The following is a 20,610-nucleotide window of genomic DNA, read 5'->3' on the forward strand; positions in this document are numbered from 1 at the left end:
ATTTTTGATTGCCCAACCCACCATTGAGCAAGCCTATGCGGAGGAAGACTATCAAACAGTGATCCGTTTAGCGGATTCATTGTTACAAACGCCTACGGAATTAGAAATTGCGCGTCTTCACCAAATGAAAGCAGATGCCTGGTACTATCTGGGAGAGTTGGAACACTCTCTGGAGGGTTACTTTAAGGCGATTCATGCTGGAGAAAATGCCGAAGTGCGCAATGATTTACTACTATTAGAATGCTATAGTCATGCTGGCTTTTGTTATAGAGAGATGGGCTTGTTTCAACAAGCGCTTCCTCATTATAAGCATTCGCTAGGTATTGCAAAGCGCATCAAGGATTCCATTGAGTGCGCACAGCAATACTACAATCTAGGTACATTATATGAACATCTGGGTAATTATGAAAGAGCCATTGAATTATTGGATAGTGCTTATCAGATTGACTTAGCCTTGAAAGATACCGTTGCCCTGGGTTTTGATCTCAGTTTTCTGAGTAAGCTAAAGCATCAAATGAAAGACTTCGACAATGCATTGTATTATGCTAAAGAATCATTGGTGTTGCTTCCGCTGGGAGGAGGTAACGCCAACTCACATGCCAATAGAGTCAAGCAAGTAGGTAGTGTCTTCTTGGCTCAAAACCAATTAGATAGTGCTTCCTATTATTTGGGAGCTGCAGAAAGAGAATATTTGGAAATTGGGGATCAATGGCGATTAGCTAATTGCAGACTGGAGCAAGCCAAACTGAAAATCAGACAAAAACAATACTCAGAAGCAGTAAAAGTAGCCGAAAAGGCCAATGATTTTTATGCCCAAAAAGGAGAAAGTCAGCATTTAATTCATTCCAACAATATTCTAGCCCAGGCTTATGGAGAGATGCTCATGGTGGAGAAGGCTTTAGGAATTTTAGAGGAAAATCAGCTAAAATGTGAGCGATTAGGAGATATAAAAATTCTTCGTGACAACTACAAATTGCAAGGTGAACTGTTTCTTAAAATGGGAGATGAACAAGCGGCTAATTTGATGAATCAAAAATTTGAATCCCTTGAAGATTCCATTAATGAATACTCTAACAAAGAACAGCTTAATCGGTTAGCCCTTCAGGTGAAATTCGACAAACTGGAACACGAGAATCAAATCTTGACAGAAAAATATGCTACCAGCCAAACTGACCTGGTGGATCGAGATTATCGATTGGGTTGGCTCACCTGGGCTGCTATTATTGTTTTCGTTTTGTCCACCTTTATCATTGTGGCTATAGTTAATAAAAACAAGAAGCAGCGACAGCTTTTAGAGAATGAATTAGAAGAACTTCGCAGTCAAATCAAAATCTTACTCGAAGGCGACACATCAGAACTTACTGCAGATTTGTCCAAAATCAATGAGTGCTTGAATACTCCGCTCACAGATCGAGAATTTGAAATTTTAGGCTATGCCATAGGTGATCTCAACAATTCTCAAATCGCAGAAAAAGTTTTCGTATCAGTGAATACGGTAAAATACCATCTGAAAAACGTCTATGAAAAGTTGGGCGTATCCAATCGTAAGCAAGCCTTGGAATATATTGTGCGCGCCAATTAAATGGAAGATTCACAAGTCTGCCGCTTTGCTTTAATAACCTGCCTGAACCCATTTCTCTTATAGCTGTTTGCTGCTTTTTCACCATGCCGTATTCATTTTAATTCTAAATTTTTTTAATGGTAAAAAGTGCTTGCATTGCCTCTGAATGAAGTTTTTTTGAAAACTACCCACCTGGGTAGGAAAAGAACTAGACTCATAGTATAGGCTATTACTTTAATGGATAAGCGAATTTCGGTGTAGAAACTTTTAAACTTTTATGCCATGAAACTCAATGAAGCCATCGAGACTCAAGCACTCGATAAACTGAAACAAACCTGGATGCACATAGACAAGGTGCTCCTTTCTATTCTCTTTATTTTTCTTTTCCTACTATCAGCCTTTTCGGCACTGGCGCAGGCGCCATCTATAGTAAGCCTTGAACCAGCGCACTTAAGCGATCATGTAGAGCGCAATATAGGCACATTGACGATGCACTTCAATGAGCCAGTCTTTGAAGGAGAATTGGGTGAGAGCTATGATCATTTCAGACTAAGGAGGTTATATACCAGTACAGATATACAAACTTTCGAAGTGGACGATCCTGCGCAGGTGACCATCTCTGGATCGACTGTAACTTTAAAAAATGTTCAAACGCTAGACTATGGTGAGTCCTATTATATTTCTTGGCCTCAACCGGGTATTCTAAAGGATGCAGATGAAAATGGACTTCCATCTGCTGCTGGTAATACTACATGGAGTTTCACCACGCAAAAATCTGATTTGCTCGTCACCTCTACATTCCCCGCCAATGGCGCTCAGTTTGTTGAGCCCGATGCCACCACAGATTTTGTGATTACATTCAATCAGGATGTGACCGGAACAACGAAACAAATAAGGCTAAGAGAAGTAGGGGAAACCTCTTCCACAGACTACTGGTACATTGGCAATTCTAGTTATGTGACTATCGATGGAAATACAGTGACCCTGCATAGAAACAGCCGGACAATGGATCCAGGAAAGGATTATTATATATATACCCAAGATGATCCATTTAGAGACTCAGAAGGCCGGTATTTTGAAGGAATTGATCATCAGGAAACGGATTTTTGGTATTTCTCTACCAAAACCGAAACCACTCCGCCTGGAATAAAAACTTTGATTCCTGCTAACGAGGAACAGGGAGTAGATCGTACAACATCCACATTTAGCATTCAATTCGATGAGGCAGTATCCCTTGATACTAAGGGAAGTGATGTGGTGTTGTATCATAGGGAAGGAAAAGGAAACAATACGCCTGTAGGGTCTACAGACTATAGAGGTATTAGCTATATCAAAGGAAGTTATCATATCACCTTCTCAGGGTTAGAAGGACTACAATCTGGTGCAGAATATTTCGTCGCCATACCTGACGATCTGTTTTATGATAGTCAACAAAATTATTTCGAAGGTACAGATGAGACTAATTGGCGTTTTCTTGGAAATAGAAAACCTACAAAAATAACACTTAATGGTAGTACTGTTTTAGAAAACCAACCTGCAGGAACAGTAGTAGGGACCGTTTCGGGAACAGATTCTGACAATGGAGACCAAACCACCATTACTTTAGTGGGTGGCACGCATGTCAGTTCATTTGAAATCGTAGGTAATCAGCTTCGCACGACCGAAGAATTAGATTATGAAGCAGGAACAACACGCAGCATCACATTGAGAGCCACAGACAATGCAGGAGAATATATTAACTCGGCTTTCGCCATTAATGTGGGTGATGTGGATGATACCCCCCCAATCCTTACGACTGCTGATCCAGCGGATGGCGCTACTGGGGTTGATATCAGACCTACACTGACCTATACTTTCAATGAAAACATAGCCATTACAGACGCTGTTACTTCTACATTTTATCTAAGGCCCTCTGCAGGTGGCAATGCTGTTGCGAGCTGGCAAGCAACCCCAAGCACTTTGCCAGCAGGAATGAGTATTGTGGGCAACCAGATGATTTTTGAAGTAGCCACTACTTTGGCTTATAGCACTTCTTATTATATATCAGCCCCGGCCATTGCGGATTTGGCAGGCAACGAGGCGTCCGCTTTTTCTAACGAGTCTTTTACCACACGAGCTATATCTTCCGAAAAGGAAGTGTTAGGCGTGACCATTCCCGGCATTGTGGGTGATCCTGTCATAGACAATGAAAACAACACCATCACAGCCACCGTGCAAGCGATCAACCCTTCCAGGCTGGATGTTGATTTTGATCTTTCACCTGGTGCTTCGGCCAGTTTTCATTCTAACCCACAGTATTATCAAAATGGGGTTCCGTTTCCATTTACTTTAAGAGCGGAGGACAACAGCTTTGAATCTTGGACCATTACGCTCAATTGGGAAGGACTAGAAGGATCGTACACCGTGGGCGAAAATGGTGTTTTTACCACCATCACAGATGCCATCAATCAGGTAAACCTTGCCGGAATGTCCAATGATGTGACCTTTGAAGTAGAGGATGGATACAACGTGACCAAAACAGTCTTCTTGTCCAATCCGGACCCAAGTCATAAGATCACCATCAGGCCACAGGCAGACGCTACTCAGATAGATCTCTATCCAGAGTCGAATTTTGGATCTGTGTTTCGATTCAATAGCGTAGTTTCCAACATGGTCATAGATGGAGCAGATCCATCTACGGGAAATGTAGTAATGAACCTCAACGCTAATCTTGACGGGGTAGAAGGCATCAATTTATTTGGGTCTGGTGCGTATGACCTCACACTGCAAAACCTTCGGTTCAATATTTTGAACAGTGCTGGAATACGAATGAACAGCCAATTTGCTACAATAAGTGGGATTCATATCATTGGTTGTGAATTTGTTGCGGCAAATACAGCAACAGATGCACAAATTATGGGAGTGGATCTGTATGTTTCAACCATCTCGAATATTAATGTTATCGGTAATAAGTTTTATAACAAAGCGGGAGCTCCAGATCCGTATATCTACTACGCAATATCGGTTGGAGATGCGCTGACCGATGTGATCAACAACTCCATTTCCATACGTGGCAACAGAACCAGCGGTATCGGCAATGCCACTAACATCTTGCATAATAGTATCCATGTGTATGGTACCAGTACAGAATCTAATGAATCCCATAATGCAATTAGTAGAGGTACAAATATTCAGAACAACAATGTAAGTATGACTAGAACCTCTGGGTCAGGCAGCTACAAAGGGTTCGTGGGGCTCTCCTCGCTTCAGGCGGAAGATGCTGGCAATAATGTGTACATCGCCGATGATGGCGTAAGCACTACAGGCTACGCGCAAAATGCTACTACTCAGTCTGCACTGTCAGCTATCGCGCCTACGACTACTTATGTAAATCCTCAATTTACAAATGCTTCCACTGCTGATTTGTCATTGACTGGATCCTCATTGGAGGAAAGTGCTTTGAGAAGTACGCCTGTAGATGGCGTGAATGAAGATATATTAGGAAATTCCAGAAGTAGTGTTGCTCCTTCTAAGGGCGCCTACGAAGTGCCCAATAGAGCTTCTGACTTCCTTACTTTTAGCATTCCGCAGCAGCTGAGTGATGCCATCATCGACAAAACAGCTCATACTGTTACAGTAGCTGTCAATGCAGGTACTTCGCTCACGAATCTGGTGCCGACATTTACCATCTCTCCTGGTGCTAGTGTTGACAAAGCGAGTGGAGATGAGCAGGATTTTACCAGTCCAGTATCTTATTTCATTCAAGACGAGCAAGAATATGCTAATCAGGAGTGGGAAGTGACCGTATCGGAGCAAAACCTGCCACCAACTGATATTGCCCTGTCTCCGTCTTCTATAGATGAAAACGAAGAGGCAGGCACAGTAGTGGGTGTGCTAAGCGCAAGCGACCCTAATGGCGACGAGATTATATTCTCCATCATAGATGGAGACAATAGTCAGCATGGTGATCTATTCGAAATTGACGATGAAACTAATGAATTGAAATCGAAAGAGCCATTCGATTTTGAGCAAAACGAAGAACTGTTTATTCGCATCGAAGCCGACGATCAGGCCGGCGAAACGGTCGAAGCAGCTCTTGTTATTACCGTCAACGACGTGGACGAAATCGCACCTGCTATCTTCAGCATGTCTCCCGAAGCAGAAGACGTTGACGTTGCTTTGACGGCTAGCTTTACAATCACCTACGATGAGCCGATACAGGAAGGAACGGGCTCCTACATGCTCCGTACGATAGGCGGGCAGCTAGTAGGGCAGCCTTTGGATGTTTTAAGCAATGATGTTGTGGTCAGTGGCTCCACCGTCACGATCACTCCGAGCAATAATTTGCTATACAATCAGTCGTACTATGTGGAAGCCGCAGCAGGTGTAGTGCAAGACGCATTAGGCAACCCAGCCCCAGCCATAGCAGAGTTAACCTGGCATTTCCATACAGAGACCATTATCACTAGTTTAAGCCCTGCAGATGAGGCTGACCATGTTAGCCCATTTGCAGAATTGGTCATCACTTTCGATGAGCCAGTGGCCAAGCAAACTGGCGGAGTTTTCAGAATGTTTAGAAAATCAGATGATGTACAGGTAGGTGTGGATTGGAGTTTTAATGGTGCCATAGCTTCTAGCAACACCATCACTTACGATATTCCAATAGATCTCGAACCAGGAGTGGAAGTCTATGTCAATATCATCGGAGGAATCGAAGATGCTTCAGGCAATCCGATCGATATAGTAGGAAAAGACACTTGGAATTTCACGCCTGTGATCCAATCGCAAACGGTTACTTTAAATGAAATTGATTCCAAAACCTATGGTGCAGGGCCATTCAACTTCACACCTGCGACATCAACTTCAGGTCAGGTCATCACCTACACCAGCTCCAATCACTCGGTGGCCACATTGTCAAACAACCTTGTGACCATTCATGGCGCAGGTGAAACTACAATCAGAGCCACTCAAGCTGGTAATACTTACTACGAACCGGCTTTCGCCGAACAGACTTTCACCGTGGATAAAGCGCCGCAGTCGATTACTTTTCTCGGCCCTGCTAATATGACCTATGGTGATGAAAATCACGTATTGAACGGCAGCGTTATTCCATCAGATGATGATGTGATCTATGAGATTATCGCTGGTGATGCCGTGGAAATTGATCAGGAAGAGTTAGAACTAGTAATCGTGGGGACTGGCGAAGTTACCATTAGAGCGACTGGTTCAGAGGCAGCAAACTATCTCGCACCAAATCCGGTAGAACGAACCTTTCAAGTTTACAAAAAAACAATTACTGCACAGCCAAATGATGAATATAAAGTTTATGGCCAGTCAAATCCTGCATTCTCTTTGTTCTACACAGACTTGGCCTATGGAGAGACTGCTGACGTCATAGATACAGATCCAGAAATTAGCACAGATGCAGACGAATCATCACCAGTTGGTGAATATGATATCACACTAGATGGTGGCATGGATGACAACTATGCCTTTCAGTTGGAAGACGGCGTATTGGAAATCACCAAAAAGACGCTAACCACCAAAGCCAACGATGCTGGTCGAGAATATGGTGATGCTAACCCAGCCTTTTCTTTTAGTTTCGAAGGCTTTGTACCTGGAGATGATGCGGGTGATTTGGTGGGTACGTTGCCATCGATCACTACCAGCGCCTTGGCTTCTAGTCCTGTGGGTACTTATGATATCACCGTGGCTAACGATGGTGTAGATGCCAACTATGAGTTTGAACCTGCAAATGGAACTCTGACCATAGTGAAAGCCGAGATTGACGTATTCGTTCAATCGACTGATAAAAATTATGGTGATGATAATCCAACTTTTGAAATGATGTTTGAAGGGATCAAAAATGGAGAATCCAGTGCGGTCTTTACTGCTCAGCCGATCTTGACTACTTCTGCTACTAAATACAGTGATGCCGGGAGTTATGCCATAGAAGCTAGTGGAGCCGAGGCGCAGAACTATTCTTTTGATTATGACAATGCTACTTTGACCATACACAAAGTAATAGTAGACGCCACTATACAGGATGCAGAATGGACATACGGTCAACCAAGTTACAATTTTGAAATTGTATATGATGGATTTATAGCGGGTGAAAGCGAAGCTGACTTGGACAATACCCCAGTTGTAACTACAGATGCTAATGAATTTAGCGATGTAGATACTTACGATTTGATTGTAGAAGGGCATGAAGACACCAACTATGATGTGATGTTCACAGACGGTACACTCACGATCAATCCGGCACAGCAAGTGGTAGTGATCGAAGACATTACCGACAAGGTGAAAAATGCAGCTCCTTTTGATATTATAGCAAGTGTAAACAGCAACACTGAGCTTCAATACTTAGTCGAAGGAGAAGCTGCCGAGCATGATGGCAAAACGATAACACTCACCGGTGAGTTAGGAACTGTAACCGTAACGGTAACTGCCCCTGCAAGCCTAAACTATCTGGAAGACTCTGAGCAGATCACTTTCGAAGTGAACGATAAGCAAAGACAGACTATTACCTTTTCTGTAGGAGATCAGACTTACGGAGGAGAAGTGTCGCTAGCAGGCGAGTCCGATAGTAATCTACCTGTGTCCTATGAGATTGTATCCGGACCATTAGCCATCACAAACGGGATATTAAGTTTTACCGGAGTGGGCGATGCGAAGATCAAAGCGGTTCAAGGCGGAGATGAGGTGTACAACGAAGCTGAGCCAGTTGAAATTACTTTTTCTGTAATTCAGGCGCCTTTGAAGGTTACGGCTAATGATGCATCTATAGTTTATAGCGAAGATCTTCCAGAGTTAAGTTTTTCATACGATGGCTTTGTCTATAATGAGACTGCTGCAGTTTTGAGTGAGATTCCAGTGGCCAGCACTTTGGCTACAGCGAACAGCGACGCTGGTATTTATGATATAAGCCTATCTGGTGGCGTCGCCGAAAACTATGCGCTGACATTAGTAGATGGTACTTTGACTATTGAAAAAGCTACTGCGACAATAACACTTTCTGATCTGACGTATGATGAGGATGGCACAGCTAAATCACCTACAGTAGTGACTGATCCAGCCGAATTAGAGGTTGTCCTTACCTATGATGGAGAATCAGCAGCTCCGAGTGCTGCGGGCAGTTATGAAATAGTGGCTACCATTGATGAAACCAACTATTTGGGTTCCGCTACTACTACATTGACTATCAATGAAGTAGCAGTGACAGGAGTACAACCTAAAGCAGTGGAAATTGCGGTGTATCCTAACCCGACCTCAGATTGGTTAGCTGTATCTGGACTCACAGATAAACTGGCACAGCTTTCTTTGATTGATATTGATGGGCATGTAGTCCTTAGCGAAATCGTAACACCGAAACAGCGGATAAATGTAAAGAGTTTAAAAGCTGGCTTATATCTGCTTCAGCTGGAGCAAAAAGATCTCACCACAACAACAAAAATCCTTATCCACTAATAAGCTAGGCATAAAAGGTTTAGGATAGGTTAAGGGCAGCTTCGGCTGCCCTTTTTTGTTATTATCAATTCACGATCATTGTTAAATAAAATCTCAGTATTATATTGTCTTTATAATACCGAATACTCATGAGAGTTAAATACAATCTAATAGTTTACTTCTTTTTTATTAGTTGCTCTTTGAAGGCTCAGGACAAATGGTCTCAGCATATAGAAAAACTGGATTCCATCCAGAAATCAAGCAGTGAATATGCTAATTTGATTGTTGAGATAGCTTGGCAAATTAGTGATTTGAGCCCGGATTCGGCCATTTATTATGGCGAACTCGGTTTGTCTCTAGCAGAAGAATATCAAAGAGATACCATTCGCTACCGATCGCTACTGGGTTTGTCAGGGGCCTGGTCTAGAAAAGGCGAACACTCAAAGTCAATTGAGTTATCCTTGGAAGCTTTACAGTTATCTGAAAACTCAGGTGATACCACGGCTATATTCGATGCACTCAATAATATTGGAATAGATTATTACTATTTAAACGACTTTGAAAAATCTCTGGAATATTTCAGAAAGTCGGCAGATGTCATAGAAGAATTTCGTCCGAATCAACAAAAAAGCCGACATCAATTTGCCAATGCATTGATGAATATGGCATTGGTAGAAGCTGAATTAGGCAATACTTCTAAGGAGATAGAAACTTATCGCAGGGTACGGGAGCTATTCAGCAGCATGGGAGATACAAGAAGTGTTGCATTAGTTCATTTCAATTTAGGCAAGTCTTATTATGGGTTGAGTAATATGGATTCTGCTGAATACTATTATGACAAAGCGTTGAAGGGATTTAAGATTCATCGTTGGACTTCAGCAGAATCCGATTTAATGACCAATTGGGCAGAGTTGAAGTTTGACAAAGGAGAATATTTCGAGTCGATGAATTTTTTGAAAGAAAGCCTGATACTCGCTCAAAATAGTTCCAATGAGCTCCAAGTTCAATTTTGCTATAACCTGATGGCTAGAATATTTGAAAAGCAAGGAGTGTTGGACAGTGCATTAATTTATCAAAGGAAATATTTTGAGTCATTGAATCAAACCCGCGAAAAGGAAAAAGAAGAACATGCTGAAGAATTGATGGCAAAATATGAATCTGACAAAAAAGAACAGCAAATCGCAAATTTGGAGCAGGAAAAAATAATTGCCACATTGGAGTCGGAAAGACAAAGACAGTTTATGGTTTTTACTGTTTTGCTTTCCTTACTACTATTGGCTGCAATAGTTCTTGTTTATTTAAGGTACAGATCAAAAAAGAAAACCAGCGAATTATTAGACGTCAAAAACCAAGAGCTGGCCAAACTCAACAACACCAAAGACCGACTATTTTCGATCATTTCACATGATCTTAAAAGCCCCTTGTCGTCCTTTCACGCAATAACGAGGAGCTTGTCAGACAATTGGGAAAACCTGGGAAAAGATCAACTAAAGGATTTTATTATTACGCTAAGAGATTCGTCCGCAGATGTGAAAAACATGATGGACAATTTGCTGAAATGGGCATTGGCGCAGACCGGAGAGTTAAAGTACTCACCCCAGTCTGTTGCTCCATCGGAGGTCATTGAAAGAGTAAAGAATCAATTGGAGCCAGTAGCTAAGATCAAGAAGATTTGTATTGCTAATGAGGTGAAGTCTACTAACTCCGTCTCAGCCGATCAGCAATTTTTAGAAATTGTCATTAGAAACTTATTGAGCAATGCTGTGAAATTTTCAAACATTGAATCCGAAATCAAAGTGCGTGTGACCTCCGAAGGAAGCAACGAAGTAATCAGTATTCAGGATAGCGGTGTGGGTATGGATCAAACGGAGATCGATCAATTGCTGGAGGGAAGCATAGTTGCCCAGGATATTCAGAATTCAACTGAAAAAGGCACTGGCCTCGGCCTCACCCTGTGCAAAGAATTGATTGCTAAAATGGGTGCTGAGATGAGTGTTTCAAGCGAAAAAGAAAAAGGTACTACTTTTAAGCTTGTATTTTCAAAAGCGGCCTAATGCACAAACTTTTTTTAATAGACGATCACAAAATAGTACGAGACGGCATCAAAGCCATGCTCCTAGCCAAACCCAATATTCAGGTAGTGGGTGAGGCTTCATCGGGTGCTGAGGCCAAATCAACCATTCAACTAAAACAACCCGATTTGGTGTTTGTGGATTTGAAATTGCCAGATACCAATGGGTGTGAACTCATTCCAACCTTGATGGGGTTTTGCCCTTCGGCCAAATTTGCATTGCTCACAGCGGATCCCAATCCCGTCGACCTGAAAAGAGCGCAGCAAGCAGGAGTATTAGCGTTTTTGACCAAAGACATGGAAACTACAGAGTACTTTCTGGCCTTGGATAAAATGATAGCTGGGCAGAAATACATATCTGCGCCGTTCTCGGATTTGCTCATCAATACAAACGTGAACTATACTCCCAGGGAGGTGGAAGTACTTAAAGGCTTCTCAGATGGCCTTTCCTACAAGGAGATTGGTGCACAGCTTGACATGAGTCCTCGAACTGTGGAAACGCATAAACTCCGCATCATGGAAAAAATGGGAGTAAAAACAGTCGTGGAAATGGTACGCCAGGCGATTCGTGAAGGGTTGTTTAGTGCTTAATCAAGCCTTGAATGGATAAGATCTCGTCACTTTTACCTCATCGAATAATTTACTTAAAGGATTCAGCACAAGATTAAACTCATTTGGACTGCAAACGGACGCCACTTTAAATCCGAGTTTTGTGTAATCCTTGAGGATTTGATCCCCCATCTGTTGAGATACGATGCCCGGAGGATCATGGTCCCATCCGTGTGGCAAGGGATGGATTTCTTTGTATGGTACATCTGGTACCTCTATTTCATATACACTGTAGTCATCTGGCAAGCAGCTTAGGTCTATATGGCGAGCGAGCTCCGCCCTGGCCAAAGCCAAAGAGCTGGCTGTATAAAGCGCGTGCTGGCCTATGTTATTCCAACGGCCACCGTACAAAAACGCACCACGTCCGTCCATCGGATTGTGTTCGGGTGGGTAAGTTTGACATATACGATAAACAATCATGCAAATATACCGTATCGAATTCGGCCAAGCTCTTGACTAATCATTCGAATGCCTTCATGTGTATCTAACCATGATTTTGGAGGCGTATTGTTTAGGGCGGCTATTGGTGATTTGAGCCATCGCAAAAATTTCTCACGCTGACCAAAGGTCTGGAGGCCTTCATGATAGAGCTGAGCCAATTCTAGCAATCGATCAGACTGTAGACCGGTAAATCGCTTGCCTGACTGTATATGCCTTTCGAGGGTCTTTGTAGAAATGGCGGTGAGCCTGGATAGTTCAGCCTTACTGAATGTAAAAAGTGACATTAAATCCTGAACGAATTCAGGCAATACTCCTTGTCTGGATAGCTCGATTCGATGGGTGGGATTGCCGTAGGCTGCTACGGCATCTTGTACGGTGTACAAGTCAGTTTCTTGTGTATTATATTTGGACTTTTGTCTTTCGTACATAGACAAATGTACTAATATTTCATTGGAATAAAAAGCTCTCCGGAAAATTCCGTACCCTTAACAGGGAATATTCCCGATTGAATGGCAGCTGTTTAGCATAGAATTTTGAATTCATTCTAAACTTTATGCTACCATGAAAAAAATTACTTTACTAATCGGTTTATGGATAGGCCTGTCCAACGCAGGGCGAACACAGACTTACGACAACCACACCAACTTCATAGACAATAATGGAAAAACCGTATACCTAGAAGATATGGTTTTCGATGATGATGGTAATATCTATATCTCAGGATCGCTGACGGCTACAGCGAGTGCATATAAGGATGTGGATTTTGATCCAGGGGTTGGTACAGCCAATATCACGAGTCCGAGTTTTGTGAATGAATCAACAGATATGCTTTTTCTTGCCAAATACAATGCTGCTGGAGAATATCAATGGGTACGGTGGATGTATGAACAGCTTGATCAAGCAGGTCTATATGGAGGCAAGTTGGCTATTTCAACAAACGGAAACGTCTACATGACCGCCAACGTAAAAAATTCTGCAAAATTGAGTTCTGGCGAGGATATCCTCGGGCCTTATGTTTTTGGAGTACCTGTGAATGGATATTCTGGTAAGGTTATAGGATATACTTCCGCTGGTGTCTTGGATAGAATTATTGAAACACCATTCGAAGAAGATGGTAGTGTGTATATGGAAATCAAAGATCTGGTTGCAGACCCTATATTGGGTCATGTGTTTATTGGAGGTATTTACAGTGGATCGCCCAATTCATTGCCTTCTACTGCGGAAGAAAGTGCCTATTTGAGCTATGTATCTACTGTAAACGGTTCTTTCTTTAATACCAAGACAATTACCGAAGGGGGAAATAATGCCTCCATAAATGCATTGGCTTGGATAAGTGATGGAAGCTTAGCAGTTGTAGGGGGAGTCGGTGGTACTCCAGATTTCGACCCATCCGGATCTACGCACACAGGAAGCGCTGGAGGATTTGTGGCCAACTATACATCAGGTTTAAATTTTGTTTGGGCAAACACCGGAATAACCGGTAGTTCTTACACAGCAATAAAGGAATCTCCATCTGGAAATCCTAGTACCGTATTTTATAACTCCTCTAGCAAAATATCACTCTTGCATGAGTTTAATATTGATAATGGCACCCAGCTTTCGGCCAATCAGCTGTCGGACGAGCAATTTTCTGCTCAAGATTTTGCATTTGCTGCCAATGGAGATGTTTATGTTGTAGGTACAATTCTTCAAGGTGGGTCTGCTGAAAGCAGGGGCATCGTAAAAACGTTGAGCAATGGAGATCAGGCCTATACGACTCCTATAAATTCCAACCTCAATAGCCATTTCGGGAGGCTAGAATACGACAATGATATAGTTACCCTTTATGGTAATACTTCAAGTTTCGATGCGGATCTATCGGCACAAACCGTACTGCTTACAGACGGCATCAATAAGGTCGCTTACGATGTGTCCGAATCTGACACCCCTCCAACAATCTTGAGTTATACGCCTGAACACGGAGCTACGCACGGGTCAGGGAATCTGACATATACGGTAGAATTTGATCAAAACATCACTTACGTAGGAGAAGATGGATCAATCTATTTGCGTCAAAAAGGGACCTCTTCAGATTACGATGTGAAGGCAGCTGATGTGTCTACAAGTGGAACTACTGCAACCATCGAAATAAATACTGCCCTACGTGATGGATCAACTTTTCTACAGTATGAATTGTTCATTACTGATACGGCATTTGAAAGCGAGGATCAATTAGCTTTTGATGGAAATATTATTACACGACCTACGGTCAATGTTAACTACCAAAACCCAACAATCTCTTCTTTGTCACCATTGGATGGTGCATCGGAGGTCGCATTGAATGCTAATCTTGTTATTACTTTCAACGAGAATATCCGTGCGGGGCAGTATGCCGGAGATGCTCTTTATGATATTCGTGTTAGATCCAGTTTGACTAATGAGCAAGAGTTTTTCTTTCTTTCCGACCCAGAGGTGACAGTAGGTACTAATAGCATCACTATCGATCCTTCTTCCAATTTCGATTCTAATGATGAACTATATGTCAATATCTATTATGGAGTTGTGGAGTTGGACGTAGCTACGGATGGTTTATACCTCAATCCTATCACATCAGGTAGTCAGTGGAATTTTACCACCGAAGCAGGAGATCTGGAGGATCCTTATATCAATGGAGGGCAATATCCTTCTGTTGGTTCCTCATGTATTGGCACGGCAAGTTTCAACGTCACCTTCAATGAGCCTATTCAATACGGAACAGGTGAAGTAGAATTGTATAAAAGTGATGGAACCAAGGTAAGCACCTTAGACATGGAAAGTGATGTGGGTCGATTGGACAGACAATTGTCCAACTATCGTTTTCATTTCAGCTTTGACTACACCTTGGATTATGGACAGGAGTATTACATCCAAATCTGCAATACCTGTGTAGAAGATATAGCTGGCAATACTTTTGATGGTGTACTGGACGACTCCTGGAATTTTACCAGCCGTACTAAACCCACAATTACCACTACCTCACCAGAACACAATGATACTAATGTGGGGCTTGAAACAGATGTTGTATTCACTATGAGCGAGCCCGTGCAAGTGAATTCAGGTTCGAAAAGCGCCATATTAAAATATGTCAATGGAGATGGGGAAGTTACTTCCGTTCCAGCTTCCAGCTTTGTGTTCAATATGGATGGAACGGTTACCATTCCACTGCCTACATTATCGGAAAATACAGCTTACTATCTGGAGCTTGAAGCCGATGCTCTCAGCAGCAATTGCGGAACTAAAGTAGATCCAATCACGGGTAGTAGCACACTCAGTTTTACTACCTTATCCAACAACGAACCACCCACTGACCTCACACTATCCTCTAATACCATTGAAGAAAACAATGAGACCGGAGATGTGATCGGTACATTCAGTACTGCGGATGCAGATCAGATTAGTGGTTTCAACTATACGTTTGCTGCAGGTGGAGTAGACAATGGCTCTTTTTCAATCACTGGTCTTGGGGAGCTTCGAGCGAGTGGGGTATTCGATTACGAACAAAAAAACACCTACAACATACGGGTGAAAACCACAGACAGCAAGGGTGCATCGTTTGAGAAAGACTTTGAAATTCAAGTGCTGGATTTGGATGAGATAGCGCCAACCATTTCCATGCTGACTCCTACCAATGGCGCAACAAGTGTAGCTATAGACGCTGATTTAGTACTGACTTTTAGTGAAGAGGTTCAAGATGAAGGCGGATATATTAGAGTGAAAAGGGCTGATGGGTCACAAGTAAACGTAAGTGGGAGAATAGCATCACATACTGACCAATTTACTCTCACTCAAAATCAATTAATTATTCATTTGGCCAATGCCAATTTGCAACCGCTATCGCATGGGGTTCAATACTACGTTCAAATAGACGATTGGGCAATCGAGGACTTGAATGGAAACAACTTTGCTGGCATTGCGGATAACGCAAGCACTTGGAGTTTTACGATAGAAAAGGCTACGCAGTCCATCGATATTACTGCAGTGAGCGATAAGCTGACCTCAGATGGCTTATTTGATATTCAAGCAACCACAACAAGTAATTTAGCCTTGAGCTACAACGTGGTCAGTGGCCCTGCTACCAACAGTGGCAAAACCATCACATTAAACGGAACTACAGGTACAGTAGTCGTGGAGGTGAGTCAGGCAGGAAACGATTTTTATCATCCAGATTCCGAGACAGTAAGTTTTCAAGTCAACGATCCATCTAAGAGTGAACAAACCATCACTTTCAGCATTGATGATCAGGTGTATGGCAATACGATAGATCTGACAGCGAGTACCACTAGCGGCTTGCCAGTAAGCTACGAGTTGCTTAGTGGACCGGCCACAAGATCGGACAACCAGCTATTGTTGACGGGAGTGGGTATCGTGGCGGTACGTGCTACTGCTGAAGGCGATGATACTTACAATCCTGCAGTGCCAATCGAACTCACTTTTGATGTAGAAAAAGCTCAGCTCACCGTAACAGCTCAGGATCAGTCAATAGTATATGGTGAAGCTTTGCCCGTATTGACAATGGCTTACAATGGTTTTGTAAATGGCGAAGATGCGGGTGTACTCAGTGAAGTTCCTACTTTGAATACAACAGCCACTGCTGACAGTGATGCTGGTATTTATGACATCGAACTATCTGGAGGAGCTGCAGACAACTATGCCCTCACTTTGGTTGATGGAATGTTGACTATTGCCAAAGCCACCGCAACTGTGACGTTCTCTGATTTAACTCATGACGAAGACGGCACAGCCAAATCTCCTTCTATTGTGACGGATCCTGCGGATCTTACAATTATCGTTACCTACGATGGGGTCGCTGATGCACCGAGCGCTGCAGGTACTTATGAGGTAGTAGCCACTATCGACGATGTCAACTATTCGGGGACAGCCACGGCTACATTGGCCATCAATGATGTAACAGTAACAGACGTAGCACCGGCCTCTGTTGAATTGGCTTTTTATCCTAATCCAACTTCGGAATGGCTGTCGGTTTCAGGTCTCAAGGGGCAAACGGCTCTTCTAACCTTGATGGATATGGATGGACGATTGGTGATGCAGACCACTTTATTGCCGAAATCTCGCTTGGATGTTTCCAATTTGAAGAAGGGTATTTATATGCTTCGCTTGGATCAAAATGATATTACCACAACAACAAAAATCCTTATCCACTAATAAGCTAGGCATAAAGGTTTAGGGTAAGTTAAGGGCAGCTTCGGCTGCCCTTTCTGTTTGAATTGCATATCAGAGTAGTATATGGCTCTATGAATTTCTAAATTAAAAATTTCAGATATTCATGCTTATATTTAACATAACCAACTGCAGGAAGTAATGAAAAGAAATGTTCTTAAAATAATACTGATTGCAATCAGTTCTATTCTCAGCCTTGCATTAATCACAATCGCATTTGTTCTCAATTTTGTATTTAATGCAGAAAAAATAACACCCCTGGTGACTGATGCTGTCAATGATGAAATAGACGCAGTACTTCATGTAGAAAGCATTGAGCCTACTTTTTTTTCCTCTTTTCCGAATTTTCAATTAAAAATGAATAGTGGAAGCTTATTGTATCCACTAGATAGCACGTTTGCGGAGATTGCTCAAAGTGATACTTTGGTTTCCTTTTTATCTTGTTCAATAGAGGTCAATCCGATCGCGTTTTTGTTGACCAATAATATTGAACTAGTAGAATTTGAATTGGTAGACCCAAAAATATTTGCACTTGTCAATCAGCAGGGTAGACAGAATTGGGATTTAATAATGAAGGACAATGGGGAATATGCAAGTGAAATAGAATCTACTGATTCTTTGAATCAAGCATCTGACGATTCTGATTATGACCTTCAAATCGACCTCGAAAACATTTCAATCAAAAATGGATATCTAAAATTCATGGATCTGCATGCCGATGTGGAGGCCGAATTGGAATCTTTAGATATGTCTTTTGCTGCCAGATTGGATTCGGCCTATTTGAGTGGTTTACTCGGCTTGAGTATTGATCAAATTTTTTTCAAAAAGGAGGATCAAACTTATACGGACGATCTTTATTTCGGTATTGAAACAGAATTAATGATTCAGCGAGAATCATTGAAAATTGAGATACTCAAAGCTGCAGTGAACTTGCAGGATATTGCCTTTGCAATGAGCGGTGTGTTACAGCCAGGTATAGAAGAAGGTGAGTTAGATATGGATATGGACCTTTCGCTTAACGTGCCCAAACTGTCGACAGTTTTGGAGCTAATTCCGGAGCATATTGTAAGTAGCAAAAATGAATATCAATCGACAGGAAAAGTTGGTCTGGAAGCCAATCTGAAGGGAACTTATGGGTTAGATAAATTCCCAGTTTTAGATGCAAATCTTTCGATTGAAAATGGTTCGGTTGCTTATCATTCTATGCCAAATAAAATTGATCATTTGTCAGCTAATATTGGAGCCTATATCGATTTGTCTGATGACACGGAGTCTTATGTTGACATTCAAAAAATTAAAATAAAGGGTTTCAATACCAATGTGGAGCTTTCAGCTAAAATCCAAGATGCACTCCATAATCAGGATGCAGAAGTGAAAATTAGTGGAGATATCGACTTTACTGCACTAGCAAAGACTCTACCCTTGGAAGAAGGCGTAAAAATTCAAGGCATCATGCAAAACCAATTGATGGGAAAGTTCAGTGTATCTGACATTCTTAAAAAAGATTACGGTCGGGTTTGGGCTCAAGGACAGGTAGCTATGAATGACCTGTATTTGGAGAGTTTAATAGACTCTGTGAAGCTAAAAGTCGGAAAATGTGCTATTGACGTTGGTGCCAACGAAAGCACGGTGCAGGAAAGCAGCATAAAAGGATCAGTGCATCTGGATTCTTCCCAACTTCAATACGCAAATAATATTGATGTATCCATAGCACGTTTGGGTTTGAATTTTGAATCGCAATTGAGTATGGATACTTCAAAAATATCTTCACTTCACTCCACATTTCAAATTAATAATGCCAAAGGGTCTTTGGATAGACAAATAGAAGGTGAAGTGAATAAAGTGAATATGATTGTCGATTTGGGGCCTGATAAGATCAATGAAAATGTACCCGTTTTAAAATCGAAATTTTTAATGGACAGTGTAGGAGTGAAATCTTCTTTTATGTCTTTGGGGATGCGAAATGCAAATTATGAATTTGAGTCTTTGCTCTCTGAAGAAGCAGATGGGCATATTATCGGTGCCATCGAATTTAGCGATTTTCAGCTCACTCCTTATCAATTCCCATTAGAGTTAAAGATGTCTCATTCAAAAATTACCACAAGAGATGGAAACATAGAATTGAATAATGCTCAGATGGCACTAGGTAAATCAGACTTGAAAATAACCGGAAAATTGTATGATGTGTTTGGTATCATTACAGAAGCCAACGAGATCAAAGCGAGGCTAAGCATAGCATCTAAATTTATTGATTGTAATGAATTAATGAGTGCGTTGGCCTTACCTAGTGAAGAAAACAATAACGACGAAGCCCTCAATGAAGATCCAGTTGAGGTGCCTGAAGATGGGACAAACGATTCCAATGATATGCAACTCTTTGAAGTGCCAAATTTTATTGACTTTAGATTTGAAAGCAAATTTGACAGTGTATTGTTGGGTGATATGTATGTGAATGATATCCAAGGTTTAATAACCATAAAAGACCAAAGTATTCTTATGGAAAATTTAAGTTTGGTCACTGAGGCAGCAAAGATGAAAACCTCTTTGAAATATTCTTCAAAAGATACTTCAGGAGCATCTATAGGGTTTGATTTTAGGTTATTGGACATTGATATTAACCGGGTTATATCGATGTTAGATGTCGTAGATTCTTTGATGCCTATGGCATCTTCTTTTGCAGGAAATGTCGATTTTAAAATTCAAGGAAAGGCCAGTCTGGACAAAGAAATGCAAATGATTCCAACATCAGTCAAGTCTATTCTTTCCATTGAAGGCAATAATATGAGGATCAATGATAGTGAAGCTTTTCGCGAAATTTCTAAATTATTGATGTTTAAGAATGAAAGTGAAAATTTGATTAATAGCGTAAAGTTTGAATTGTTACTGACCAATGGTGAGTTAGAAGTAGTCCCTACCATTATTAGTATAGACAGATATCGGGTGGCTCTGGGAGGGATGCATAGGTTAGATATGACTTATGATTATCATATTTCAATTTTGAAATCACCTATGCCATTTAAAGCCGGATTAGACATACAAGGCGATTCATTGAATTTAAAGTTTAAACTGGCAAAAGCTAAATATAAGAAGCTGTTTCCTGATCCTAAATCAATAAAACCTGTAGAACTGGATCCAGCTTACCTTGATAAAAAGGAAAAATTATTAGAAGAAGTAAGAATATAATGTTGGTCATCTAATGCAAAAAATGTTTGTCATACCATCTTAAATTTTGCCGTTGACTTAGTTCGGATGTATGACTAAAATGACAGTCAGATTAAAGGTAGTTTTTCGTTTGACATTCGAG

Annotated in this window: 8 protein-coding genes; 6 read left to right on the top strand and 2 right to left on the bottom strand. The window is 41.5% G+C overall.

Going from position 1 to position 20,610, the window contains the following annotated elements:
* Positions 1 to 4: 4 nt before the first annotated feature.
* The 4 genes from ACOQO5_RS16340 to ACOQO5_RS16355 all read left to right on the top strand — a co-directional run bounded on the left by ACOQO5_RS16340 (position 5) and on the right by ACOQO5_RS16355 (position 11,651).
* Positions 5 to 1,582, top strand: coding sequence for a tetratricopeptide repeat protein (locus tag ACOQO5_RS16340; RefSeq protein ID WP_420582762.1), 1,578 nt, complete (start codon positions 5 to 7; stop codon positions 1,580 to 1,582).
* A 261-nt stretch (positions 1,583 to 1,843) separates the two neighbouring features.
* Positions 1,844 to 9,010: an MBG domain-containing protein gene (locus ACOQO5_RS16345; RefSeq protein WP_420582763.1), complete on the top strand. Its 7,167-nt coding sequence runs from the start codon at positions 1,844 to 1,846 to the stop codon at positions 9,008 to 9,010.
* 128 nt (positions 9,011 to 9,138) lie between these two features.
* Entirely contained in the window at positions 9,139 to 11,043 is a 1,905-nt protein-coding gene (locus tag ACOQO5_RS16350) for a tetratricopeptide repeat-containing sensor histidine kinase (RefSeq protein ID WP_420582764.1), read from the top strand.
* On the top strand, positions 11,043 to 11,651 hold the full coding sequence (locus tag ACOQO5_RS16355; RefSeq protein WP_420582765.1) for a response regulator: 609 nt from the start codon (positions 11,043 to 11,045) through the stop codon (positions 11,649 to 11,651). Before ACOQO5_RS16350 ends, ACOQO5_RS16355 begins: the two co-directional genes overlap by 1 nt.
* Here ACOQO5_RS16355 and ACOQO5_RS16360 read toward each other — a convergent pair whose 3' ends face one another.
* Together ACOQO5_RS16360 and parS are read right to left on the bottom strand one after the other, a co-directional pair.
* Positions 11,652 to 12,089, bottom strand: coding sequence for an RES family NAD+ phosphorylase (locus ACOQO5_RS16360; RefSeq protein WP_420582766.1), 438 nt, complete (start codon positions 12,087 to 12,089; stop codon positions 11,652 to 11,654).
* Complete coding sequence (parS, locus tag ACOQO5_RS16365; protein WP_420582767.1) at positions 12,086 to 12,538, bottom strand: type II toxin-antitoxin system Xre/ParS family antitoxin; 453 nt, start codon at positions 12,536 to 12,538, stop codon at positions 12,086 to 12,088. Before parS ends, ACOQO5_RS16360 begins: the two co-directional genes overlap by 4 nt.
* 133 nt (positions 12,539 to 12,671) lie before the next feature.
* Between parS and ACOQO5_RS16370 the strand changes: the two genes are divergently transcribed.
* Together ACOQO5_RS16370 and ACOQO5_RS16375 are read left to right on the top strand one after the other, a co-directional pair.
* Entirely contained in the window at positions 12,672 to 17,291 is a 4,620-nt protein-coding gene (locus ACOQO5_RS16370) for an Ig-like domain-containing protein (protein ID WP_420582768.1), read from the top strand.
* Positions 17,292 to 17,447: 156 nt separating this feature from the next.
* Complete coding sequence (locus ACOQO5_RS16375; RefSeq protein ID WP_420582769.1) at positions 17,448 to 20,489, top strand: AsmA-like C-terminal region-containing protein; 3,042 nt, start codon at positions 17,448 to 17,450, stop codon at positions 20,487 to 20,489.
* Positions 20,490 to 20,610: the final 121 nt, after the last annotated feature.

It is taken from the genome of Reichenbachiella sp., from assembly GCF_965223055.1.
Taxonomy (GTDB): Bacteria; Bacteroidota; Bacteroidia; order Cytophagales; family Cyclobacteriaceae; genus Reichenbachiella.

Coding starts and splice junctions, on each gene's coding strand:
- parS (WP_420582767.1), bottom strand. CDS start 12,538: ATGTACGAAAGACAAAAGTCCAAATATAATACACAAGAAACTGACTTG.
- ACOQO5_RS16345 (WP_420582763.1), top strand. CDS start 1,844: ATGAAACTCAATGAAGCCATCGAGACTCAAGCACTCGATAAACTGAAA.
- ACOQO5_RS16370 (WP_420582768.1), top strand. CDS start 12,672: ATGAAAAAAATTACTTTACTAATCGGTTTATGGATAGGCCTGTCCAAC.
- ACOQO5_RS16350 (WP_420582764.1), top strand. CDS start 9,139: ATGAGAGTTAAATACAATCTAATAGTTTACTTCTTTTTTATTAGTTGC.
- ACOQO5_RS16360 (WP_420582766.1), bottom strand. CDS start 12,089: ATGATTGTTTATCGTATATGTCAAACTTACCCACCCGAACACAATCCG.
- ACOQO5_RS16355 (WP_420582765.1), top strand. CDS start 11,043: ATGCACAAACTTTTTTTAATAGACGATCACAAAATAGTACGAGACGGC.
- ACOQO5_RS16375 (WP_420582769.1), top strand. CDS start 17,448: ATGAAAAGAAATGTTCTTAAAATAATACTGATTGCAATCAGTTCTATT.